General features: G+C 52.5%; 20 protein-coding genes. 11 read left to right on the top strand and 9 right to left on the bottom strand.

Annotated elements, in window-relative coordinates; translation table 11 throughout:
• The first annotated feature begins 4 nt into the window (after window positions 1-4).
• Window positions 5-916, top strand: coding sequence for a LysR family transcriptional regulator (locus IE076_RS09550; RefSeq protein WP_189436556.1), 912 nt, complete (start codon window positions 5-7; stop codon window positions 914-916).
• 1,336 nt (window positions 917-2,252) lie between these two features.
• Here IE076_RS09550 and msrP read toward each other — a convergent pair.
• Window positions 2,253-3,227 carry a protein-methionine-sulfoxide reductase catalytic subunit MsrP gene (gene msrP / locus IE076_RS09545; protein ID WP_189436555.1) on the bottom strand — a complete coding sequence of 325 codons (975 nt, stop codon included), beginning with the start codon at window positions 3,225-3,227 and terminating at the stop codon, window positions 2,253-2,255.
• A gap of 282 nt (window positions 3,228-3,509) precedes the next feature.
• On the opposite strand from msrP, the gene IE076_RS09540 reads away from it, so the two are divergent.
• Both IE076_RS09540 and IE076_RS09535 read left to right on the top strand, forming a co-directional pair.
• Window positions 3,510-4,403, top strand: coding sequence for an NAD(P)-dependent oxidoreductase (locus IE076_RS09540; RefSeq protein ID WP_189436554.1), 894 nt, complete (start codon window positions 3,510-3,512; stop codon window positions 4,401-4,403).
• A gap of 87 nt (window positions 4,404-4,490) precedes the next feature.
• Window positions 4,491-4,946 carry an HIT family protein gene (locus tag IE076_RS09535; RefSeq protein WP_189436553.1) on the top strand — a complete coding sequence of 152 codons (456 nt, stop codon included), beginning with the start codon at window positions 4,491-4,493 and terminating at the stop codon, window positions 4,944-4,946.
• Window positions 4,947-5,017: 71 nt separating this feature from the next.
• On the opposite strand, the gene IE076_RS09530 is transcribed toward IE076_RS09535, so the two are convergent.
• Together IE076_RS09530 and IE076_RS09525 are read right to left on the bottom strand one after the other, a co-directional pair.
• Complete coding sequence (locus IE076_RS09530; RefSeq protein ID WP_189436552.1) at window positions 5,018-7,078, bottom strand: elongation factor G; 2,061 nt, start codon at window positions 7,076-7,078, stop codon at window positions 5,018-5,020.
• 247 nt (window positions 7,079-7,325) lie between these two features.
• The gene (locus IE076_RS09525; RefSeq protein ID WP_189436551.1) at window positions 7,326-7,838 is read right to left on the bottom strand and encodes a DUF992 domain-containing protein; all 513 of its coding nucleotides are present in this window, start codon (window positions 7,836-7,838) and stop codon (window positions 7,326-7,328) included.
• A 444-nt stretch (window positions 7,839-8,282) separates the two neighbouring features.
• Between IE076_RS09525 and IE076_RS09520 the strand changes: the two genes are divergently transcribed.
• On the top strand, window positions 8,283-8,996 hold the full coding sequence (locus tag IE076_RS09520) for a hypothetical protein (protein ID WP_189436550.1): 714 nt from the start codon (window positions 8,283-8,285) through the stop codon (window positions 8,994-8,996).
• Window positions 8,997-9,105: 109 nt separating this feature from the next.
• Here IE076_RS09520 and IE076_RS09515 read toward each other — a convergent pair whose 3' ends face one another.
• Window positions 9,106-10,305: a pyridoxal phosphate-dependent aminotransferase gene (locus IE076_RS09515; protein WP_189436549.1), complete on the bottom strand. Its 1,200-nt coding sequence runs from the start codon at window positions 10,303-10,305 to the stop codon at window positions 9,106-9,108.
• A 274-nt stretch (window positions 10,306-10,579) separates the two neighbouring features.
• On the opposite strand from IE076_RS09515, the gene IE076_RS09510 reads away from it, so the two are divergent.
• From IE076_RS09510 to IE076_RS09500, 4 genes are all read left to right on the top strand, one after another.
• The gene (locus tag IE076_RS09510) at window positions 10,580-10,978 is read left to right on the top strand and encodes a GtrA family protein (protein ID WP_189436548.1); all 399 of its coding nucleotides are present in this window, start codon (window positions 10,580-10,582) and stop codon (window positions 10,976-10,978) included.
• Between the two features lie 464 nt (window positions 10,979-11,442).
• A complete protein-coding gene (locus IE076_RS09505; RefSeq protein WP_189436547.1) occupies window positions 11,443-11,853 on the top strand; it encodes a DUF3775 domain-containing protein in 411 nt (136 codons plus the stop codon).
• A 167-nt stretch (window positions 11,854-12,020) separates the two neighbouring features.
• Window positions 12,021-12,149: a hypothetical protein gene (locus IE076_RS22980; RefSeq protein WP_280514296.1), complete on the top strand. Its 129-nt coding sequence runs from the start codon at window positions 12,021-12,023 to the stop codon at window positions 12,147-12,149.
• Between the two features lie 106 nt (window positions 12,150-12,255).
• Entirely contained in the window at window positions 12,256-13,152 is an 897-nt protein-coding gene (locus tag IE076_RS09500) for a DMT family transporter (protein WP_189436546.1), read from the top strand.
• A gap of 98 nt (window positions 13,153-13,250) precedes the next feature.
• On the opposite strand, the gene IE076_RS09495 is transcribed toward IE076_RS09500, so the two are convergent.
• Window positions 13,251-13,715: a plastocyanin/azurin family copper-binding protein gene (locus tag IE076_RS09495; protein WP_209008998.1), complete on the bottom strand. Its 465-nt coding sequence runs from the start codon at window positions 13,713-13,715 to the stop codon at window positions 13,251-13,253.
• A gap of 307 nt (window positions 13,716-14,022) precedes the next feature.
• Here IE076_RS09495 and IE076_RS09490 point away from each other — a divergent pair, with 307 nt between their 5' ends.
• Window positions 14,023-15,939 carry a S9 family peptidase gene (locus IE076_RS09490; protein ID WP_189436545.1) on the top strand — a complete coding sequence of 639 codons (1,917 nt, stop codon included), beginning with the start codon at window positions 14,023-14,025 and terminating at the stop codon, window positions 15,937-15,939.
• A 5-nt stretch (window positions 15,940-15,944) separates the two neighbouring features.
• On the opposite strand, the gene IE076_RS09485 is transcribed toward IE076_RS09490, so the two are convergent.
• Together IE076_RS09485 and uvrB are read right to left on the bottom strand one after the other, a co-directional pair.
• Window positions 15,945-16,586, bottom strand: coding sequence for an HAD family hydrolase (locus tag IE076_RS09485; protein ID WP_189436544.1), 642 nt, complete (start codon window positions 16,584-16,586; stop codon window positions 15,945-15,947).
• A 95-nt stretch (window positions 16,587-16,681) separates the two neighbouring features.
• Window positions 16,682-19,483: an excinuclease ABC subunit UvrB gene (uvrB, locus tag IE076_RS09480; protein ID WP_443096563.1), complete on the bottom strand. Its 2,802-nt coding sequence runs from the start codon at window positions 19,481-19,483 to the stop codon at window positions 16,682-16,684.
• 318 nt (window positions 19,484-19,801) lie between these two features.
• Between uvrB and IE076_RS09475 the strand changes: the two genes are divergently transcribed.
• Both IE076_RS09475 and IE076_RS09470 read left to right on the top strand, forming a co-directional pair.
• Window positions 19,802-20,287, top strand: a complete 486-nt coding sequence (locus IE076_RS09475) for a hypothetical protein (protein WP_189436542.1) — start codon at window positions 19,802-19,804, stop codon at window positions 20,285-20,287.
• 26 nt (window positions 20,288-20,313) lie between these two features.
• Window positions 20,314-20,871: a hypothetical protein gene (locus IE076_RS09470; protein WP_189436541.1), complete on the top strand. Its 558-nt coding sequence runs from the start codon at window positions 20,314-20,316 to the stop codon at window positions 20,869-20,871.
• A gap of 54 nt (window positions 20,872-20,925) precedes the next feature.
• Here IE076_RS09470 and IE076_RS09465 read toward each other — a convergent pair whose 3' ends face one another.
• On the bottom strand, window positions 20,926-22,149 hold the full coding sequence (locus tag IE076_RS09465) for an OmpP1/FadL family transporter (protein WP_189436540.1): 1,224 nt from the start codon (window positions 22,147-22,149) through the stop codon (window positions 20,926-20,928).
• Window positions 22,150-22,756: 607 nt separating this feature from the next.
• Entirely contained in the window at window positions 22,757-23,977 is a 1,221-nt protein-coding gene (locus IE076_RS09460; protein ID WP_189436539.1) for an OmpP1/FadL family transporter, read from the bottom strand.
• Between the last annotated feature and the right edge of the window lie 123 nt (window positions 23,978-24,100).

The following is a 24,100-nucleotide window of genomic DNA, read 5'->3' as shown; positions in this document are numbered from 1 at the left end:
GCAAATGCCAGGCCGTTCTTTAGATTGGGACAAGCTGCGAATTTTCCATGCAGCTGCACAGGCAGGAAGCTTTACCCACGCAGGCGAAGCTCTCAACATGAGCCAGTCAGCCGTTAGCCGTCAGGTCAGCGCGCTGGAAGCCGAGCTGGGTGTCCCCCTCTTCCATCGTCATGCCCGCGGGCTGATTCCGACAGAACAGGGCGAGCTTCTGTATAGAACCGCCCGCGAAGTTCTGCAAAAGCTGGAAACCGTCCAGTCCCGGCTCACAGACACCAAAGAAAAGCCAACCGGCACGCTCCGTGTCACCACCACTGTAGGCCTCGGCTCCACATGGCTAACCGCCCGCGTCAACGAGTTCGTGGACCTTTACCCGGAGATGCGTCTGGACATCATCTGCATGGATGACGAGTTGGATCTGGGCATGCGCGAAGCCGATGTGGCCATCCGACTGCGCCAGCCAACACAGCCGGACCTTATCCAGCGTAAGCTCTTTACGGTGCACTTCCACGTTTACGCCTCCCCCGCCTACATTGAGCGCTACGGCAGCCCAAGCACCATTGACGATCTGGATCACCACCGCCTGATCACCATTGGCGACAACATGGCCTCCTACCTGCGTGCTATGAACTGGCTGGCAACCGCTGGCCTACCCAATGGCGAGCGCCGCGACGTCTCCCTGCGCGTAAACAACCTCTCCGGCATAAAAAAGGCCGTTCAGACCGGCGTCGGGATCGCTATTTTGCCGGACTACATGGTGGAACCCGGTGCGGGCATCAAACGCGTAATGTCAGTCACACAGGAAGAGCTACCAAGCTTTGATACCTATTTTGTGTATCCATCCGAGCTGAAGAACACCGCCCGCGTCACCGCCTTCAGAGACTTCCTCGTCTCCTACGCCGAGCGCTGGACCCACTAGGGCAACCGAAGAAGCTGACCTTTTCGGACGCACTGGCATGGCATTTTTAGCCACCTAAAGAGAATCATTTCCGGGATTTGCACCACCAAACAAAAGAAATCCCGCTCTTTTTGATAGCCTCGTGGACAACCCGGGAGGCTCTTTTTTGCCTTAATCTCCCGAAATGACAACACCTAACGCAGAGTTATCTGTAAGTTACTGATCAAATCTGACAAGGAATTTCGAGCCTGCCAGACATATGAAAAATGCATAGCTGCAATGCAAAAATATAGGATTGTGATTTCATCACTGCACCGCATATATACACCAGCTGTTGATCAGTTGTTGTCACACCTCTCCTCCCAGTGACCTCAACACTCGATCAGCTGTTCCCCTCTGGAAGGTGATTGCACCCATTAGGTGCTTTATCATTCATCACTTCTAAACCGGACCGCATGGTCCGGTTTTTTTTTGCCTAATGCCCGGGGTGACCAAGCGTTTCCTTGACCTAATGGTCAAGAAAGACCCGCTTACGCCCACTACACCACAACAAATCGAGCAAGAACTACAGGCCCGCATCAGGCAGAACGCAGAAGGTTGGAAAGGTCGATTGGAGCGCAAAAGATATCGCCAAAAGGCAGCCAAAACGCTCTGCCCAATAACGAACCGGAGGTCGCTTATTTTTTAGGCAACCTGAGAAAGCAACACGCATTGCTACACGCAGAGGCATTAGGATTCATCAGGCTATTGCCGATCACCACCAAGGGAAAACCCATAAGAATCTAGGTATTCCCGAATCCCAAAAACGAGTAGTTTCTGCAAAACTCACCAGAATTAACTATAAATTCACTAGGTAAATACTCGAACAGTGGTTTCTAACCACCATCATTCAACGAAATTACAAATCGGCTTGCATCCTTTACTTATCGGAACATACCTATTGGCAATTATCCGAGGTAATGGATGTGAATGACCTGAGAAAAGCATTTTACACTCTGATTGCCTGCGCACTTTTCGCAATCTATGGCGAAATTTCTTACGCCATCAGTGAATCTGACAGGATGGAAAGGCTCAGCGGCCAGATCACTCTGCACATTCCGGGAGAATAGCAGCGGTCCAGTCCGCTTCCCTTTTTGACGAGGACAGGCCGTCTTTGCGTTATCCACAGTAGCCGGAGGGTTATCCTTCCAATTCAACACTGCCAAATTCTGCAACTATCGAAATTCATTGAGCATCTAAGGCGGTTCGCCAACAACAGCTGCAGCGACGCGCATCAACGGATACACAAAAGGCCCGGCGACCGCTGCTCGCAAGCAAGCAACCCGCTCAGGCCCTTTAAGAACGCGTTGGACTGCGCTTACCTGTAAAGGTTCTCTCCTTGCAGATCCGTATAAAGCGACGCCACCTGTTCTGCGTAGCCATTAAAGAGCTGCGTTGGAACCCGCTCATCCGTCCCCAGCAGGCGCTCGGTCGCCTGTGACCAGCGGGGATGTGGCACGTCAGGGTTCACATTGGCCCAAAAGCCATACTCACCCGGCCCAACAGACTCCCAGAACCCGACAGGACGCTGATCAGTTAAGGTCATCTTCACAATGGACTTGATGGACTTGAAGCCATACTTCCACGGCAGCACCAGTCGGATTGGAGCACCATACTGCTTCAAAAGCGGCTTGCCGTAGATGCCAGTCGCAATGAAAGCCATTTCGTTCATAGCTTCATCCATGGTCACACCTTCAACGTAAGGCCATGGATACCAGAACTGACGCTGCCCGCTGGCCACATCAGAATCCTCGAAGGTCTCGAAGCGAACATACTTGGCACCACTTTGCGGGCCGGCATACTTAACCAGATCGGCAAGCGGAAAACCGGTCCACGGCACAGCCATCGCCCACGCCTCAACACAGCGGTGACGATAAAGGCGCTCCTGCAACGGAATCTTGCGCACCAGATCATCAAAGTCGATTGTCTGAGGGTTATCGACCATCCCGTCAATGGTGATCGCCCACGGGCGGATTTTCAAAGCCTGCGCTGCACCTGAGATCGTCTTTTGCGAGCCGAACTCATAGAAGTTGTTATAAACCGAAGTCACACTCTCAGGCGTAATCGCGCGATTCAGGGTAAAGTCAGGGTCTCGCGTGGCTGGATAAAGATTAAGGGTTGGATCCGGACCATCCTGCGCAAACGCTCTGGTGACTAGGCCGGGTCCACCCGCAACCAATCCAAGACCAACAGCGCCGACACCCTTCATAAACCTGCGGCGGTTGAAGAACACATCCTCAGGTGTCGCTTCTCTTTCCGGAATAATCCATTCAGGCCTATGAATAATGTTCATCTTGCCATCTCCAACCAAGTAAGGGTTACGGTCATATCGACCGGTATTGACCTCTGATTTAGCGACTAAAAATCTTAAACTTCAAGTAAAGCCCCCGTGATGCTTTTCGTGATCAGAAGTTGCACACCCTCAAAATGTCCATTTTGCACCTTCGCTAACTGCCAAACGGCACCTTCAGGAAAAGTCTCCTCAAATCCAACCGGTTCCCTTCACCCATTAAAACACCTCTCCGCCTAGGTTGAGTCATGCAACGTATGCCTGACAAGGCGAAGGAGTGAACTAGTGAAAGTTGGATTTATCGGCCTTGGCGCCATGGGTTTGGGAATGGCCCAGTGTCTCAACAAAAACCACGACCTGACGGTGTACAATCGTTCACCGGAAAAAGCTGCCTCTCTCGTCTCGGAGGGCGCACATCTGGCCGATACTCTCGATAAATTCTATCAGTGCGACATCGTCTGCTCCATGCTTTCAGACGATGCAGCGGTCGAGGCCATCTATCTATCTGGAGACTCGCTGGCACTCCCCTTAAAAGAGAACAGCATCTCCATCTCCCACAGTACCATCAGCCCGCCAATGGTAGACAGACTGGCCGCCGCCCATGAGCGCGCCAACGTCAGGTTCCTGTGTGTGCCTGTTCTGGGCCGGCCCGACAAAGCCGCCGCAGGCGAACTCTTTGCCATCGCGGCAGGTGAAACCAGAGCTTTGGAAGACGCCCACTCCGTCATGAACGCCATTTCCATCCGGCAGTTTTGGATGGGCCCGACACCCCGTCAGGCCGCAGTGACCAAGCTGGGTATGAATCTGATGATAGCAGCTGCCTTGCAAGCAATGGCCGAAAGCTTCACGCTTATCAGAAAAGCCGAGATAGATCCGGAAGTCTTCCTCACAATGGTCACAGAAACATCCTTCAGCGCTCCCGTGTATCAGGGGTACGGACCATTGATCGCCCGCGAGGAAAACCCCGCCGTAGGCATGAAGACCACATTGGGCCTGAAGGATGTTGATCTGGCACAGCAAGCAGCGGAAGAGTTGCACATGCACCTGCCCATGACGGAATTCCTATCAGATCGGCTACGCAACGCAATCAAAGCTGGATTTGCCGACGAGGACTGGTCCTGCCTGGGCCGCCTCATGGCCCGCTCAGCCACACTCCCTCCTCTCAACAAGGAAACTTGAGTCGAGACGCAGCGCCCCGCCCATTGCCACGATGAACAGCTGTGTTAACCTCGCGGTTTTAACCCAGCTGTATTTTCCGGGTGCACCATGAATGATTGCTTTGTCTGTAAGAAACACAAAACCCTCACACCTGATCTGGCCTTGAATTTTAAAGCCTATGACGAGTTTGTTGTCGCTCATGCGCCAGACCGCACTGAGGATGCCTCCAACCTGATTGGCGCTCTGATCATTGAACCCCGAATCCACGTTCAGAATTGGTCAGAGCTCAGCCCCCGGCAGGCAGCACAACTGGGTACGTTGATAGGAGACGTTACAGGTCTCCTCTACGCACATCCGCATATCGAACATGTCTACACATGGGTCTTTGGCGACGCTGTAGAACACCTGCATATATGGCTCATGCCTCGCTACAAAGGCACCCCAAGAGAGTACTGGGGCATAAAGGTGACCCAATGGCCAGATGCTCCCAAAGGCGGGCACACCGAAATGACGCAGTTCGTCTCCCGGCTCAAAGCACTCACCAACGAGCCTGAAACTGCCTGATCATAACCCCGCCTGCAAAGAAAAACCCGGAGCACTGCCCCGGGTTCTTTGTTTTGTCTCAGTCTGGAGTATCAAGCAGCTGCTGTTCCGCTCTCAATCACCTTGTCGGCTGCCTTACCGGAAAGCTCGGCCAGATGGTCAAAGTTACGAGAGAATGTCGCAACGCCGGCTGTTGCAGAACGAAGCTCCACAATAAGGTCGCTAAGTTCGCTCTCTGGGATCATGGCTTCCACCTCATCCCAACCATCCCAGTCCTCACGGGCATCAAATCCAAGGATCTGCCCGCGACGGCCAGAGACAATCGCGTTGACGCGCGCCGTCGCATCAGACGGGCATGCCACAACAACCTTGTCGATCGGCTCAAGCAACACGGGCTTGCATTCCTTCAGCCCATCCCTCATGGCCAGTATTCCAGCCATACGGAACGCCTGATCCGAGCTGTCAACGGAGTGGTAGGACCCATCCTTCAGCGTGACGGCCACATCCACCACAGGGAAGCCAAGCGGCCCCTTCTGAAGCGCTTCTTTCACGCCGTCACCGACAGATGGAATGTACTGCTTGGGAACCACACCGCCGGTGATCGTGTCATCAAAGCTGTGGCCTTCACCACGTGGCATCGGCTGAATAGCCAGTACCACATCCCCAAACTGACCATGACCACCACTCTGCTTCTTGTGGCGTCCGCGCAGCTCGGTCTTGCTGCGAATGGTCTCCTTGTAAGGAATACTAGGCTCAAAGCTCTTCACAGACAAGCCAAACCGCCCTGTCAGCTTCTCAAGAGCAACACGCAGATGCATCTCGCCCTGCCCTTCAAGCACGGTCTCACCCGTACTCTGCACCTGAGCGACACTCAGGGACGGATCTTCATCCACCAGCTTGGAAAGGGCGGTAGAAAGTCGAACCTCATCCTTGCGCTCAGTCGCCTTGATGCCTTTTGACAGCACAGGGTCCGGACGGGTGGCTACAAACAGGTCTTGCGAAGGTTTGGCACCAACTCCAAGGGTCATGCCGGTTTCAATGCCCTCCAGCTTACCAAAGGCCACCAGATCACCAGCAACCGCTTCAGTGATCTTCTTCGGCTGTAACCCTTGCATCTGGAACAAGCCAGAAGGACGATACTCTTCGACGCGGCGATCATAAAGCAGCGTTCCATCCTTCACAGAGCCCCCAAACAGGCGGGCAACAGAGAGCTTGCCGCCATGAGAGGTGTGATAGGTCTTCAGCACCTGAAGAACAGCATCGCTTTCCTTAAGTCCAAGGCGCTTGCGTGTATCAACAATGGTTGGTGCATCATGACGCAGAGCCTTCAGCAAACGGCGAATGCCATTGCCCTGGATCGCGCTGCCAATAAACACAGGGCAGATCTCACCGCGCTGCATTTCCTGAACAAGGTCGTCAAAGATAATCTCGTTCTCAGGCGTCACATCCTCAAGGAGCTGCTCCATCAGAACGTCGTCGTGGTCCGCCAGCATTTCCATCATGGCGTAGCGCGCTTCTACCTCACGGGCGCGCTCATCATCCGGAATTTCGATTGTCTTGCTCGGCTTGCCTTCCTGATAGACAAAGGCTCGTTCCAGCGCCAGATCAATAAAGCCTGTCGCGGCGCCATTCTCCCAGATCGGGATCTGACGCAGAACCATTGGAACACTCGAAGCTGGCTGCAATGCCTGAAGCATCGCCCGCACGCTACCGGTCGCCTTGTCAATTTTGTTCAGGAAGAGAACATGCGGGATATTCCGCTGTTCAAGTGATTTAAGAATGAGTTGAAGGGCTGCAATCTTCTTTTCATCTGGCTCAGCAACCACAACGGCAATATCAACACCGTTTAAGACACTGTTGCCTTCATGCAGAAACTCTACGGACCCAGGGCAGTCGATAAATGTGAACTGATCGCCCTTATAGGTGCAGGTGGCAATGTTTGCCTCAATGCTCATAGCGTGGTCGCGCGCTTCATCACTGCTGTCACCCAGCGAGCTCTTCGCATCCACACTTCCCTGACGCCCAATAGCCCCCGTTCGTGCTAACAGAGCCTCCAGCAACGTGGTCTTGCCACTTGCAAAAGGCCCAATAATGGCAACCGAACGAGGGCTGCGAACCCTGCCTCCGGCAACTCCGACATGCTTCTCTCCCATGATCCATACTCCCTGTTTGGGTTTGGGAAGCAGGCACGGGCGTCTACGCCATTACTGGCGCAAAATCACACGCGCCTTCCAGACTATTATAAGACTCTGGATAAGTATCGTCACTCGGAAATACAGTGATATGCAAGTACCAAAACAACGGCGGACTGAAACGTGACAGTCCGCCGCACAATATAAACCGGGGTGATCTCGGAGGATCACCGGGCGATAAATATCAATCCCTATAAGATTTTAGGGATCACTGATTGCTGATCAGTCGCATGCCTGTGAGGGCAGCTGTGATATTCGCACCAGTTGTTCCTTCAAAGCTAATTGGCTGAAGAGCAATGGAGCGCTCAAAGCCACCGAGCAGAACATTGGCCTGCCCGCCCCAACCCAGTGCGGCACCGGCAGACAAACCGCCGTAATTACCTTCAAGGGCGCCAGGTCTCTGACTCCATTTAGGAGCAATAACCCCCCAAATCAGTGTACCGGACGTCACAGGACCAAGATCAACCCCGATGTGATTGATTGAGCCCGTATATCCTTCTACACGCTGACCGGTTGGCGACTTGAAAACACAGGCAAGATGGTGCCTTGAGCCAACGAAGAAGTAGTCATAGTCAACCAGATCACAAGTCAAGAGGCCGATTTCCACGCCTGGCCTGAAAGGATAGTATGGTTCAGGCTCAGGCTGTACAAAGTCTGCCGAAAAGGCGGGTGCGCTGAAGGCAACAGAGGCAACAGCAGCAATTGCAAGGCTTTTTTTCATTATTGTTCTCCAGTAATCAGCCATTACGACCTTCGCGCAAAAGAGACTAAAGCCCTTGGAGTGTCAAAGCCTTGCTCAAATCAAAGTGAACACTCCGCTTAGTTTTCGTGTGATTTTTACTTAGTGATCTCTGTTAGAATTTGTGATCATAATTGACAAAATAAACAGGGGCCGACTTTGACGAACCACCCTGCCCGGATCGGTTAACCTTTGATGCTCTGGAGGCAACTTTGCACCAATTACAAAAAATAGCGCCTTAAGAACGAGTTATCAGAAAATCAATCGATTAAATCTGCGTTAGATGCAGACCTAATTAAAAACTAAACCAATTATTAACCATGACTATTAAGCCTAATAAATTGACCCAGTTTGGGACATATTGAAACGTGGTTTTAAATAAAAAGAGAAATGCTCCGCTCAGAAACTGAGTATGGAGAAACAGCAATGCGCTCCGAATTTAAGAGACTACTATTTAGCGTAACCAGTGCAATAGCCATTGCAACTCTTCCAACAATCACGCAGGCAAATCCTGTCAATGCCCGCATTACAACAGCTTTTGGGGCACTCCAAGGCAAGATGCTGGGTGTTATGTCTGGGACAGCTACTTTGGGACAGGGTCCGGGCTTTGCATCCCAGTTTGATGTGTCTGCTGGCGGAACCAAAGACTATGGCTTTTATGCTGGCACAGGTCGCATGGGCTTCCGCACGCAGGACTACAACTATTTCGGAGTTGTTGGCTCTGCCGCACAGATCAACGGCGGCGCCGGATCCCTCGGCTACGTTGGTGCAGAGGCACAGGCACACTTCGAAAACCTGACAGTTGACGGCCTGATCGGCGTTCAGATGATCGACGACGTCGGCTCTGTCATGGGCGGTGCCACCGCATCCTACTTTGCCAGCGAAAACGCACGCTTTTATGCAGGCTACCGCTATCTGCGTGACAACCATATCTACGCAATGGGTATGGAGTTCAAGCCAGACACCGAGACAGCTAATGGCATGACAATGTTCGCAGACCTGCGCTCAGAGAAGCTCGAAAACGCATCTGTCATGGCAGGCGTGCGCTTCTCCTTCGCCGGCATGCAAACGCTGGTGGAAGAAAGCCGCGGTACATTCGTCAACAACAGCTACCTTCTGGACGCCCTCCTCCCGGATTAAGCTTCCAGAGTCGCAAGACACCACAAACAAAAAAGGCGCTGCCAATTGCAGCGCCTTTTTTACATTTCACCAGAGTGCCAGAAAAAACTGGCACTCAGCAAACCTAAGCTTACTTCAGGTTTCCGCAGAAACGCTGAATGCGAATGCATGCTTCATTCAAAGCTTCTGTGGAAGTCGCATAAGAAATCCGGAAGTTCGGGCCAAGGCCAAACGCAGAACCCGGCACAACCGCAACACCTTCAGCTTCCAAAAGCTCGCTGGAGAAATCCAGATCTGTCTCGATCACTTTGCCAGATGGCGCAGTCTTGCCAATGGTGCCTGCACAAGATGGGAACACGTAGAACGCCCCCTCAGGAACCGGACACTCAATGCCAGCCGCCTGATTCAGCATGGACACAACCAGATCCCGACGATCCTGGAAGATCTTGTTGTTGACTGGAATAAAGTCCTGCGTTCCGTTCAGCGCTTCAACCGCGGCCGCCTGAGACACAGAGCATGGGTTGGAGGTGGACTGGGACTGAACCTTGGCCATCGCCTTGATCAGATCAACAGGTCCACCAGCATAACCAATACGCCAGCCGGTCATGGCATAGGCTTTGGAAACACCATTCACAGTCAGCGTGCGGTCATAAAGCTCAGGCTCGACCTGCGCAGGTGTGGTGAACTCAAAGTCGTCATAGACCAGATGCTCATACATATCATCAGCCATCACCCACACATGCGGATGCTTCAGCAGAACCTCGGTCAGAGCTTTCAGCTCATCGCGGGTATAACCAGCACCAGACGGGTTGGATGGTGAGTTGAAGATCAGCCACTTGGTTTTAGGCGTAATCGCAGCATCCAGAGCGTCAGGCGTAATCTTGAAGGTCTTCTGATCCGCTTCAATTACAACAGGCTCACCACCTGCCAGCAGCACCATATCCGGGTAAGACACCCAGTACGGGGTTGGGATGAGAACCTCATCACCCGGATTGATCGTAGCAACCAGCGCATTGTACAGCACCTGCTTACCACCGGTGCTCACTGTAACCTGGTTCGGCTCGTACTTCAGGCCATTGTCACGCAGGAACTTGGCGCAAATTGCCTGTTTCAGCTCAGGAGTGCCATCAACCGCTGTGTATTTTGTTTTGCCACCATTAATGGCTGCAATTGCAGCTTCTTTAATGTTATCTGGCGTGTCAAAATCCGGCTCGCCAGCACCAAGACCAATAACGTCGCGGCCTGCGGCTTTCAGTTCGCGTGCCTTCGTGGTCACTGCAATCGTTGCAGACGGTTTCACACGAGACAGCGAGTCAGCGATAAAGCCCATATTGCCCTCCAATAGAAGCGGGTACGTTCTTCGCAAAATAAGTGCGCGCAGACCCTAAGGCGCAGCCAGTGGCTTGGCAAGCGCTAACACGCCACTTTCTCAGCTCAAATTTCGTGAAAACCTGCAGATCTTTTCAAATATTACTCCCCAACTGAATTCAAGGGTTGCTTAACGCAGCGTCTCTTGTATTTCCGGCAGAACAGAGATAATCAGCTCCCACATTGCCATCCTTAAAAATTTAGCTGGTGAAACCAGAGATAAGAGCCCTATTCCCGTGAACATCCTTCTGCGCAAGTTCCTTGAAAATCAGTTCATACGCTTTGGAATGGTCGGCGGCTCCGGGCTGGTTGTTGATCTGGTCGCCCTCGCCTTCTTCTGGCAAGTGGTCGGGCTTGATCCGCTAATCGCGCGAATCCTCTCCATCTGGCTTGCAATGACCAACAATTGGTTTTGGAACCGCGTGTTCACATTCCAATCCCAGGGAAGCCCACTGGGCGAGTATGTCAGGTTCGTTCTGGTCAACAGCGTGGGCGCGGTGATCAACTACACCACCTATGGCGCGCTGATTATCCTGCTGGAAGACTTCTCTAACTATCTTGCCGTCATCCTTGCCACGCTTGTGTCCATGGTGTTCAACTTCGTGCTCTCAAAGCTCTACGCCTTCAAAAGCTGAGTCCAAATTTCATTCGGAAACCATGCAATATTTGGGATGAAGGAGCAGCCATCAGGCGTGCCGGCAGGGCAAAAAAACACCCTGCCAGCACAACGCACTCAGGTCCGCCAGCACCTAGAAATTCTGGGAAATTTGATTGTTTTTTTCGCCCTTGAATCAAATGGTACCCGCAGGTGCCTCCCACAAACAACCCCTGCCGCTACGGTATGTACTGTTTTTTTTAACCATAACGAAATCAGGTGTCCCACTGCGCAGAAACGCGGTGGAAAAGTTTGCGCAATTCCATAACCTTCGTTTAACCAATTCCCTTATCTTTTCTGCCGTTTAAAGCACCTATTACTATGGTCAACACCATACTGCCGCCTAGCGCGGTTGGACGACTGGCAGGTGTTCGATAAGTTCCACTTGCAGACTAATTCCGAACGGGAGTAACGTTCTGTTACAGTAATAAGCGGGGACGAACGATGGCCGTAGAACTAGCACTATCTGCAGATACTGTTCGCACGATTGTACAAAAAGCGCGCAATGTTTCCGAAAGCTTGCCAGACAGCTATGAAGACGGGCACGAAGGCGACCTTTCCTTTGACACCGAGAAACTGGAAAGCGCCCACCACCATGAAGGGCTGGCAGAAGAAGAGCACGATGACTTTTCTGAGTCTGAACTGAGAGAAATCATAGACGACCTGAACGTGGACGAGAAGATCGAACTGGTCGCAATCGCATGGATTGGGCGCGGTGATTATGATCAGAGCGACTACGAGCTCGCCTTCACGGAAGCGCGGGAACGAGCCAGTTCCCCGGTCTCCAATTACCTGCTGGGATTGCCGCTGCTGCCTGACTATCTTGAGGCCGGATTGGAAGCTCTGAACCTGTAATAAAATATGGGCTACAGCACTTTTACAATTGAGTGATGTGCTTAAGCCCAACCTGTGGTATATCGAACACACCAAAATCCATTAATATACCCTTGTAGTAATCGATGTAATCCGCGTCTATCGGCCCCTACTCAGGAGAACAACTGACCAGGGCCAGGGGGGACAGAATGAGAACGTCACCAGTCGACTACCATCGCAAAGAACATGTAAATCGTATCCAGTCACCATGGCCTGTTGCAGCCATGGTCATTGCAGCCTTTACCGGCATCATGTTCCTGGCCCTTTTTGTGTTCTGACACCATTCAGAAACGCAAAAATCGCCACGAGAGGTTGTAAGAGAAAGTCAGCAGAAGCGCCAATAGAGCGCTTGCAGTGCTCATATGCTTGAAGTACAGCTTCGGCATGACCAGAGCATCTGCAAATATTCTTCTTCTTCTGGCCGGCCTTATCTGGGGCACGGCTTTCGTCGCGCAATCAACCGCAATGGACAATCTCGGTCCACTGCAGTTCGTCGGCCTGCGCTTTCTGTTGGCCGCACTGGTAATCTTGCCATTTGCGCTGCGCGAACGCCGCATCCACAACACCAAGAAACTCACCAAGGCCCATATTCCCTCGCTTTTGGTCGTTTCCGTTGCCTTCACACTGGGGACTGTTCTCCAGCAATATGGCCTGCTCGTCACCAGCGTGACCAACGCTGGCTTTCTGACAGCAACCTATGTTGTCCTGACGCCTATTTTAGTCACCCTGCTGTTCAAAGGGCGGCCACACTTTCTCATCTGGCCTGCCAGCCTGCTCACGCTGTTTGGCATCTACTTACTCGGCGGCGGCCTGACAAGCCTGAACTCCGGCGACCTGCTTATGCTGGTCTGTGCAATTTTCTGGGCGCTACAGGTGATCTTTGTTGGCCGACTCGCCCATGGTTCGGGGCGCCCAATCACCGTTGCGGTAATCCAGTTCGCCTTCGTCGGCACCGTCTCCGTGGTCCTTTCATTGTTCTTTGAAACCTATTCAGTGCAGGCCCTGCAAAACGCATGGTTTGAGCTGTTCTTTACAGGCGTGCTTTCCGGCGGCATCGCCTTCACGTTTCAGGCCTTTGGCCAGCAGTGGACCACACCTTCCGACGCCGCAATCATGCTCTCCTCCGAGGCACTCTTTGCCGCTTTGGCTGCAGCACTCATTCTGGGCGAGAGAATTGTCGGCATCGGAATCGTTGGCTGCGCACTCATCTTCAGCGCCATTCTACTGGTTGAAGTTGGGCCCCACTACATCAAATCGAAACGCATGGCACAGGCCGAATAGAACCTACAGTACAAAGCGGATCCAAATCAGGGACCAAACACAAAAGGCAGCCAACCGGCTGCCTTTTCTCATTCAGAACAACAAAAAGTCTTGTGCACTTACTTAGCTTCTAGCTGATCCAACAGCTTTGAGATCTTCGCCCCCATGCGGCCACCGGGCACCACCGCACGAGCCCCCTGCAAATCCTCAGCGTTGTCTTCACCAACCTTGATCACCATCGCCATGCCAAACCGGCCATGGATACCGCAGGTCACACCATAGATACCCGGTGTATCGAAGGTCACAGACCGGTCAGCAGACATCTTGCTAAACTTGAACATCGGCCCACCCTCAGGCGTCATCTTCCTGATCGAGATCACCGTGTGGTTGCCGTGGAAATTATCAAACTTAACAGTCGAGCCCAGCGGCACATCCAGAAGATCCGGCTCAAATCGGAACATATGAGCAGGTGTCTCCGCACTGGCGTCCGTCACCTGATTAACGGAATACGTCTTGCCCTCCTCAGCAAGCACACCACCCACCATCAAAACACTCACCAAAAGGCCTGAGAGAATTCTTTTCATCAAAACACGTCCAATTGCAATTCGGAACCATTCTCAGCGTGCACCACACCAAGGCAAAGCACATTGATCTAACGCAGCTTCCTCTGCAAAACGATCTAAAGCCTCCGCTCTTTGCATAAACAGCCTTCAGCAATCTCACCCCAAAACGCCTAAAACACCCTCTGAATAAGCGATGTGTAGTGCTCAAAAGTTGGACAAGGAACCGAGCGCCTGTAATACTTCCGCGCAGTTGTTTCCTACTCATTATCGAGCCGCCTGTTCCAGGGCCTAACCCATTTTCTTTGCAATAAATTTAGGGCTTTTATCCATGCAAGTTAAGGAACGAGTTCGCCTCATCCCCCGCAAGACATTCTTTGATCCCGTCGAACGGGCACTGGTCGCAATCAGTCCCTGCGGAAACTGGATCGCCTTTCTTGCGCCCATCAACGGCGTTTACAATCTCTGGCTCGCCAGTACTGAAGACCCGCAATCTGCCCGCCCCCTCACAAATTTTCAGGACCGCCATATCGGTTTCATGGTCCATTGGACCTACGACAGCCGGCACATCCTGATTTCGCGAGACAAAGTAGGTGACGAGACTTACTGTATTCTGAGCGTCTCCCTTGATGGCACTGAGCCGATCCCTCTAACCCCTGAAGGCGGTGTAACGGCCTACCTGCATGAGGTTTCTAGAAGGTACCCCGGTGAAGTTCTGGTCGCACACAACGAAAGGTCAAAAAAACACTTCGACCTATACAAAGTTTCTCTCGAAACCGGACACAGCCAGCTCATTGAACAGAACGATCAGTTTTCAGGTTTCTTGACCGATAGCGATTTCAACGTCCGCCTCGCCAGGCGCGACACCGACGACGGCGAGGTTGAATACCTCCATAGACCTGATGGCAAAGAATGGCAGCGATACACCCTCATCCCCTTTGAAGACAGTCTAACAACCAAACCCATTGAGTTCAGTGAAGATGGGCAAACTCTATTCTGGATCGACAGTCGCGGACGAGACAAAGCTGCAGCTGTAGCGGAAGACTTCCAGACACGAACCTCCAAGGTGCTTGCAGAGGACCCGCAGGCAGACATCAGCGACCTGGTACTCCACCCGTGCACCAATCACCCGCTGGCAGCAAAAGCCATCTACGCCCGTAACATTTGGGCCTCCATTGACCCACAGTTCGAGCCAGTTCTTGCATCTCTGGTTAAACAGTTTCCGGGCGATATCGAAATCACCAGCTTGTCAGAGGATACTGAGAAGCTCATCCTTCTGCATGAGCAGGGCTGCAAACCCGTTGAATATTTTTGCTTTGACAGATCAACCGGAAACGCCACTCGCTTGTTCTCTGCTCAACCCAATCTGAATGATTTACCTCTGGCAAGCATGTCTCCCATCGAGATTAAGGCAAGGGACGGCCTCAATCTGGTCTGCTACCTGTCGCGGCCTGTTAATGCAGACAAGCCCTGTCCCATGGTGCTGCTCGTGCATGGTGGGCCATGGTGGAGAGATATTTGGGGCCTGCACCCCACACACCAATGGCTTGCCAATCGAGGCTATGCAGTGTTGTCTGTCAACTTCAGAGGCTCCACCGGCTTTGGCAAGGCATTCGTAAATGCCTCAAACAAGGAATGGGGCGGCAAGATGCAAACCGATTTGCTGGATGCTGTGGACTGGGCCATTGAGGAAGGCATCGCCGACCCGGATCGTGTTGCTATCATGGGCGGCAGCTATGGTGGCTTCGCAGCACTCACCGGCGTGACCCAAACCCCAAAGAAATTCGCGTGTGGGGTTGATCTGGTCGGGATCTCCAACCTGATTAGCTTTATCGACACAATGCCTGAATATTGGAAGCCTTGGAGGTCCGCCCTCAAAGCAAGGATTGGAGATTTCACGACCGAAGAAGGCCGTGCCTTCTTGAAGGAACGCTCGCCTCTCACCCATGTCGAGAAGATTGAAAAACCGTTACTAATCGTTCAGGGCGGCAAAGACGTACGCGTCAAACCTTCAGAGTCAGAGCAAGTCGTCTCCGCCATGCAAGAGCACGGCATTCCAGTCACATACGGTCTGTTCCCGGACGAAGGCCACGGCATTCAGAAAATGCACAACCGCCGTGCCTATCATGCCGTGGTCGAACTGTTTCTAGCCAAACATCTGGGCGGCCAGCAGGAGCCCGTCGGAACCGACCTGGAAGGGTCATCCCTTGAACTCCTTGCAGGCCGAGATCTGATTGACGGTATCTGAGAAAACTACTTCAACGCCTCCGCGACAGCGCCCGTCAGGTTCGTTGCCACGGGGGCACCGGAGGCAACCAGCCGATGGTGGGCGTACATGCCGGTGGAGACCAAAACTGCAGAAGCCCCAAGGCCCTTTGCAGCATCAAAGTCATCAAGGCTGTCACCAATCACGCAGATGCTGGCAGGCTCCACGCCCAGCTCATCAAAATGCGCTCTGAGCGCGTCGATCTTGAAGTGCTTCTTCAGATCCCGCGCCCCGTCAACACGCGCAAAGTGCTCATAAATGCCATTATGGCGTACCAGTGACACCAGCTCCTCATGCGGAGCCATCGACAAAATCGACTGGCTTTTGCCAGCTCCGTTGATGGTCTCAAGAGCATGCAACGCATCCGGCGCCAGCGGCAAGTCATACATCGCCGGCTCGTAGACTTCACCAAAACTGCTATGGAAATCGGAGAGCTCACTCTCGGTCGCATCACGCCCCAGCAACGCCTTCAGATAGTCAGCAAAGGGACGTGTATGATGTTGCCGGACATCATCAAAAGTCACACCACTCAGCCCGGCTTTTGCAAAAAAGTCGATGCCGTATTGCGCCGTGATTTCAAAATCATCCAGAAGCGTACCGTTCCAGTCCCAAACAATGTGTTTTATCATTGATTCCAATCACCTAATGCAGCTTAATGCGGCAGTGTTAGCGCAGCATCAGCCCCGCAACAACCCCGCATTCATCTAGAACTGGCAAGCCAACCCTAGTTCTTCTTTCGATAAGTCCGCGTACCCGGACGTCCACCCGTACTACGCCCCGATGTGGTCCTGCGCTTCGTCTTCTCGACTGTCGCACCAGCAGGTGTCGGCAAGTCTGTCCCCGGCCCCATTTCACCAAGCCTTGGTTTGTGCACCTTACTGCCAGCATCAGCCTTATCCGCCTCTGCCTTGGGCAAGTTACCCGAAGCGCCATACTTCTTCTTACCACCAAATCCGCCGGTCTGCTGCTCAACCGAAGTCTGCCGCGCCATCGGATCATCGGCAACCGCAAGCTCGGTCTCCTGCAGGCGCTTGATTTCGTCACGCAGCCGCGCCGCTGTCTCAAACTCAAGATCAGCTGCTGCTTCACGCATCTGCTTCTCAAGGTCTTCAATATGGCCCTTGAGGTTATGACCAATAGTGGCCCCTTCCTCGGCAAAGCCAGCATCGACAGAAACATGATCCTGTTCGTAAACGCTCTCCAGAATATCGCCGATAGAACGTTTCACGCTCTCAGGCGTAATACCATGCTCTTCGTTATACGCTTCCTGCTTGGCCCGTCGACGGTTGGTCTCCGCAATCGCCCGCTCCATAGAGCCGGTCATATTGTCTGCGTAAAGGATAACCTTGCCATCCACGTTACGCGCCGCACGACCAATAGTCTGCACCAGCGAGGTTTCAGAGCGAAGGAACCCTTCCTTATCCGCATCCAGAATAGCCACCAGCGCACACTCAGGAATATCGAGGCCCTCACGCAACAGGTTAATCCCGATCAGCACGTCAAACGCGCCAAGGCGCAAATCCCGTATGATCTCGATCCGCTCCAGCGTATCAATGTCAGAGTGCATATACCGCACCCGCACACCGTTCTCGTGCAGATACTCGGTCAGATCCTCCGCCATGCGCTTGGTCAGCGTCGTCACCAAGGTACGGAAGCCGTTGGCCGCCTTCTCGCGAACTTCACCCAGCAGATCATCCACCTGCGTCTTGGCAGGCCGGATCTCAATATCAGGATCAGTCAGACCGGTTGGGCGAATAACCTGTTCGGCAAACACACCCCCGCTCTCATCCATCTCCCAGTTGCCCGGCGTCGCCGACACCGCAATGGTCTGAGGCCGCATGGCATCCCACTCCTCAAACCGGAGCGGACGGTTGTCCATACACGAAGGCAGACGGAAACCATATTCCGCCAGCGTCGCTTTACGGCGGAAGTCACCTCGGTACATTGCGCCAATCTGCGGCACGGTCACATGGCTCTCATCAAGGAAGACCAGCGCGTTATCCGGCAAATATTCAAACAGCGTTGGTGGCGGCTCACCCGGCGCACGCCCGGTCAGGTAGCGGGAGTAGTTCTCAATACCCGCACAGGCGCCGGTTGCCTCCATCATCTCCAGATCAAACGTACAGCGCTGATCCAGCCGCTGCGCTTCCAGCAACCGTCCATGACTGTTCAGCTCATCAAGACGCTGCCGCAGCTCTGCCTTGATCGACTTCATCGCCTGATTGAGCGTTGGTTTCGGTGTCACATAGTGCGAGTTCGCGTAGATCTTCACCAGCTGCAGCTCACCGGATTTCTTGCCCGTCAGCGGATCAAACTCGGTAATACCCTCAATCTCGTCGCCCCAAAGGGAAATCCGCCACGCCCTATCCTCATAGTGCGCCGGAAACACTTCAATCGTATCCCCACGCACGCGGAAGGTCCCGCGCTGGAAGGCTGCATCATTGCGCTTGTATTGCAGCGCTACCAAATCCGCCAGCAACTGCCGCTGCTCAATCTTCTCACCAACCTCCAGCTGGAAGGTCATGGCCGTATAGGTCTCTACCGACCCGATACCGTAGATACACGAGACCGACGCCACAATAATAACGTCATCCCGCTCCAGCAGAGAACGGGTCGCCGAGTGGCGCATCCGGTCGATCTGCTCGTTGATCGAGCTTTCCTTCTCGATGAACGTATCCGTCCGCGGCACATATGCTTCCGGCTGGTAGTAGTCATAGTAGGAGACGAAATACTCAACTGCGTTGTTGGGAAAGAACGACTTGAACTCCCCATAAAGCTGCGCTGCCAAGGTCTTGTTCGGTGCAAGGATCAAAGCAGGACGCTGCGTCTGCGCAATAATCTGCGCCATGGTGAAGGTCTTACCGGAACCAGTCACCCCCAGCAGAACCTGCGTATTATCACCGTCCTCAAGGCCGGCTTTCAAATCCGCAATCGCCGTGGGCTGGTCCCCCTTCGGCTCAAACTCGGATTCCAGAACAATCGGAACCCCGCCCTCGGACTTTGACGGCCGCTCCGGACGATGCGGCACCCACGCATCTTCACCAGCCTCGTCAGAACGCCCCTGCTCAATCAACCGGGCCAGCGCCTGCACAGTCGCTGTTGCTCCGGTGATCGTCTCTTCTTTGGCTTTCTTCCGCTTCTTCTTCGTCTCCTTGACATGACTATCAAGCAGCTTCTCAGCATCTTCCAGCGAGATATCCAGTCCCGCAACCGGGTTCAGACCACCCTTGGCCCGCTCCCGAGGATCACTGGTCGCCCCCATGGAGGTGCCTCGCGCGGACTTGGCAGGCGCTTTCTTGGCTTTGCTCGCTGGCTTCTTAGCGGTTGTTTTTGCAGCAGCTTTCTTCTTAGGCGCTGATTTCTCTTCTACCGGCTGTTCAGCTGCTTTCTTGGCTTTCAAACCAGAAAGATCCTCCTCCGCGATCTGATCCGCCCAATCGGAAACCGACCCCGACAACGGAGTACCGGAAAGAGCTGGCTGCGGAGCTTCACCAAAGCCGGAGGAAGACCCCTCAGCTTCAGGCAAGGACGAAGAACTGGAAGAATTTGTAGGGCGCTTTGTCATGGGCACACTATGCCGTGAGTCATTCGGAAAAGAAAGTATGTTCTTAGTTCGTTCCATCACTCTGCCGTAAACATCCTATTAATTTCTCTGCTCGGTTTAGAAAGGACCCGTTGCCCGCTCTTAACCAGCCTGAACGCATTGATTTGAGTGGAGCCAAAGGTTGCCGCAAACTGCGAAGTTGCGGTCATGTGACCACTCAGGATAACGATACTCGTCACAACACCCCCCGGCTCACCAGATCACCGCTCATCTGGCATGCATCGAGCAGGAAAAACAAGAATGAACAAACGACATTTCGGAGCAGGTGCGCTCACTGCTATCTCCACCTCGCTCCTCCTTGCAGCAACCAGTTACGCTGCCCCGCCCAATAACGTGAGCGGCCAGGTACTTGTGCCGATCAATCATATCGCAGGCCTTAAGGAAGACGGTTCGGCAGACCTGTCTGTGACAACGGCCTGCCAGGAAAAATACGCGTCTATCTTAGGCGAAGAAGTGCTTGTTGAGTACCAAATCAGCGCAACACAAAACCGGGCCGTTGCAATGCTGGAGAACACCCAGGTCAACCTAACACCACTCGGCATTCCGGACACCTACTCCTTCACCTCTGATAGAATACCGCCGCCCCTCAGCAATCAGGGCTTCCAGCGGATCATTTTCTCAATGGAAGACGATTTTGAAGACGAAGTAATCCACATCATCGCTGCTGGAGACCAATCCACAGACAAATGCTTCCTAAGCACCGAGCCCTTTAGGCTGAGACAGTAAGGCAGATACAAAAGGGACAGACTTACTTGAACAGAGGACGTAATAAACTCATAGCTTCAAAGCAGTTTGCACCACCAGAGCATGGGGCAGACCACATCAGGCTGCGCCGATACACGTCCGCCCGATCCTGCGTGATCGCTGCACTCCTAAGCACCACGTTTGTTCTGGGACCAATCGCACAGGCCAAAGCGCAGCTGATCATGGAGGAACTCATGCTACCCATCGCCCATGTGGGAACCGGTGTCAGCACGGGATTAGCTTCCTCAAATATGATCGATCATTGCCAGAAAATCTTTGATGAGTTTCGTGGAACAACGGTGTTCGTTGATTACGAGATCGACACCAGATCCACCTACTCATTCGCCGAGATTGCAGTTGACGGCGAGATCATCAAGATGACCCCCCACCCAATCAAAGCCCACTACAAATTTTTCAGCAACGAGCTGCCAGACCACCTCAGAGAGCTCGGCGCACAGGCGGTAATCTTCCGTATCAACAACGAGTTCAAACACCCCTCGGTCGAAATCAGATTCAGCAACGACAACCGCTTCGAATGCAACCTGATCGCCTCCCCCAAAAAATAAAAAAGGGCCGAAGATAATCATCTCCGGCCCCACAATTCTCATAGATACGATCGTTTAAAACGCAACGCGGATTTTTGAAGAAAGCGCGAAGTTCCAAGAAGCGTCGTACTCGTAGTCGGCGTTGACCTCAGTTGGCACGCCGCTAAGGCTATTCACGACAGTATAGGCACCTTCACCTGCGGTTTTATAAATCGCACGTCCGCCCAGAGAAAACTTCACATTCTCGGTCAGATCATAGGAACCACCTAGACCGAGTGCATAGTAATCAGAGTATGGACCACCAATACCTTTATCCCAGGTAAGTGTACTTCCAACGCTCAGCTTATCTGTCAGCTGATGACCCAAACCTGCTTCAACAATCCAACCGTCTGAGTAACCAAGATCACGCACAACGCCATCCTCAACAGTACCTAAAACAGGTACCTGAGCATCAAGAGACAGCTTATTAAGGACGCTCCAGTCGGTCCACTTCACACCCAGAGACGCCAGCCAGCCCGGCGCGATGCCTGATTGGATTTTTGCTTCAAGAGACTGTGGCAGATCAGCTTTTGCAGAAACCGGCAGTACGCCATTCAGCGTACCCTCGAGATCAAGCCCAATTGCGGACTCGTAAGCAACCATTGCGCGTAGCGCAATTTCAGGAACTTCGAATGCCGCGCCAAGACGGAAACCATACTCACGCTCAGATTCTACACTGAGGTCAACGTCAGCTTCGGTCCATTGACTTGGGTCCAGAGGATCTGCAGATACGTCCAGTGATCGAGAAAGCTGTTCAAAGTCAACCGTGACAGAACGAACACCACCGAAGACACGAACGAACTTCCCGTCGGAGACTTCGTGTTTATAGCTCAACATCGCATCAATGCCGAGAGCATCCGCATTTGTCTCAGCAATCGCAAAGCGACCATTCCAATCAAACCCAGGTTGCTCGCGAACCACGTAGGGCTGATTTACTCTTGCGAAAAAATCGAAATTTTCACTCAATCCGAATTTTACTGAGCCAGAGTTCAACCAAAGATTTGGTGCGATATCGTCGGCTTTATCTGAACCGTAAAAGCTAATATCGTTACCGGCCGCGGTCGTTTTAGCGTTCTTAAAATCTACATCACGAGCGCCGTAAGTAGACTGGGCTTCAAACGCAAATCTCTCTTTTGCGAACAGAAGGTCGTATTCTGCGATACCTTCAGTAGCCCAGCCGCCTGCAAATGCAGCGGCAGGAATCATGGATACTGCACAACCCAGAATTGTTGTCTGAGCCAATGTCTTGAGAACACGCATGCCCTCTCCCCCTTTATCTTCCCCGTACGCGGCAGTCAAAACGCCGACTTAGGTTCATCCAAATGGGAGCACTTGCGTAAGTAACGGAAATTACAGCATATTTCGTAGCAATACAACGAGCATGCAATCCGCACTTAACGAGCCTCAACGTGCCTCGCGCCAGTGCCATCCCACCAATTTGCAGGTGCAAACTGATATATTCTTGACTGCATGCATAACGCATTGAGAGGAAAATTCACCCCTCCCAAAGTATAAATACTACGTCATTCCGCCTAGGCGGACATTCATAGCCTTAGATATAACCCAAAGTTATTATGGCATTATATTTACCAATATTAAATACAGGGGAGACGATTACGAGAGTCAACCAAGTACTAGACCATAATCAACCTTACCTATACGTAATTTACTTAGGAGCTTTAGGATGGCAGTTACGACAGTGCAATAAGTGCATTTCATCACCCAACTGTTGCACAATCAACACAAATTACGGTGCAACTCACACAGATATCCCACAACACAGAATCGCCATCAGATAACAAACCCGCCACAAAACAATAAAAGCCGGAGACAACGCTCCGGCTTTCATCAAACAATCTATGCGTTCTTAGAAAGCAACCCGTAGTTTTGTATCTACAGCGAAGTTCCAGGAACTGTCGTAGTCGTATTCGTATCCGGCAAGTGACGCATCATCGTAAACACCACCTGAGCTAGCAGTCTTGTAAATTGCCGCCCCACCGAGGGATAGTTTGACTTTGTCATTCAAGTCATAGGCACCACCAGCTGCAAAGGTATAGTTGTCAGAGTAACTACCACCAACACCGCGGTCCCACTGAACCGAGCTACCAAGGGCAAGCTTTTCAGTAAGTTGATGCCCGATGCCAGCCTGAACTGTCCAACCATCTTTAAAGCCAAGGTCACGGTCGGTTGATACGCCGCCTAAAGCATCATCATAAACCAGAGTCAGACGATCAATAACTGACCAGTCCATCCACTTCACACCAAATGTGGCCAACCAACCCGGAGCAATCCCAGACTGAACATTCAGTTCGACAGATTGAGGTGCAGTGATTGAAGCAGAGACTGGCCGTGTAATGTCATAACTACCTCCTAAACCATCAGGCAAGTCATTCATATACCACTCACCTTCAAGGTCTGCGGAGACCTCAGAGTCATAAACAAGGCTTGCTCTCAGGGCGTACTCTGGAATCTCATAGGCAACGCCTGCACGCCACCCCCACGCCATACCATCTGACTTAACCTCAGCGCCACCAGGGTAGTCGGTCCTACCAAGCCCGAAATTCACAGTCGCCATGCTATGAGACTCATAAGTCAGGTCAATAGCCTTAACACCTGCGATCACCCGGAAATTGCTACTTCCATCAATGTCAAATGTATAAGCGCATGTCGCATCTAGTCCTAACGTAGTTGCTTTGGTCTCATACCCACCGTTACGCCCATTCCAGGAAGGGTCCATCTCTTCATTGATATTGAACGGTTCATTGAAACGCCCAAGACAATTAAGATTATCCAGCAACTGAGCCTTAACGCCCACTCGGTAGTCCCAGACATTTGGCGTTACGCGTTCGGTTGTAGAACCGTCAGTAATATCTTCACCAAGTTGGCCCGTCGAACTCGTTATCTTGTAATCGACATTTCGATCCACATAGGTCGCACCCGCCTCAACCACAAATTTTTCAGGTGCAAACAGCAGGTTAAGGGAGCCAATACCTAAATTATCCCACGCACCCGCAAAAGCGGCACCTGATCCAGCCAGCACAAAGCTGCCTGCTGCAAGGCCTAGCCCTGCATTCTTTAAAACCCGCATTATCTTCCCCCATGCTTGTGAGCTTCGGGTAATTCCCCAAAACCGAACTCACTTCTGAAGGGATGCGAGAATATGTCGTAATAGATGAGCCCACCTCACAGAGCGAGGTGATGCTATGTTTAA

Source organism: Pseudovibrio japonicus, assembly GCF_014651595.1.
Classification (GTDB): domain Bacteria; phylum Pseudomonadota; class Alphaproteobacteria; order Rhizobiales; family Stappiaceae; genus Pseudovibrio; species Pseudovibrio japonicus.
This window is presented reverse-complemented; position numbering and strand designations above follow the sequence as displayed.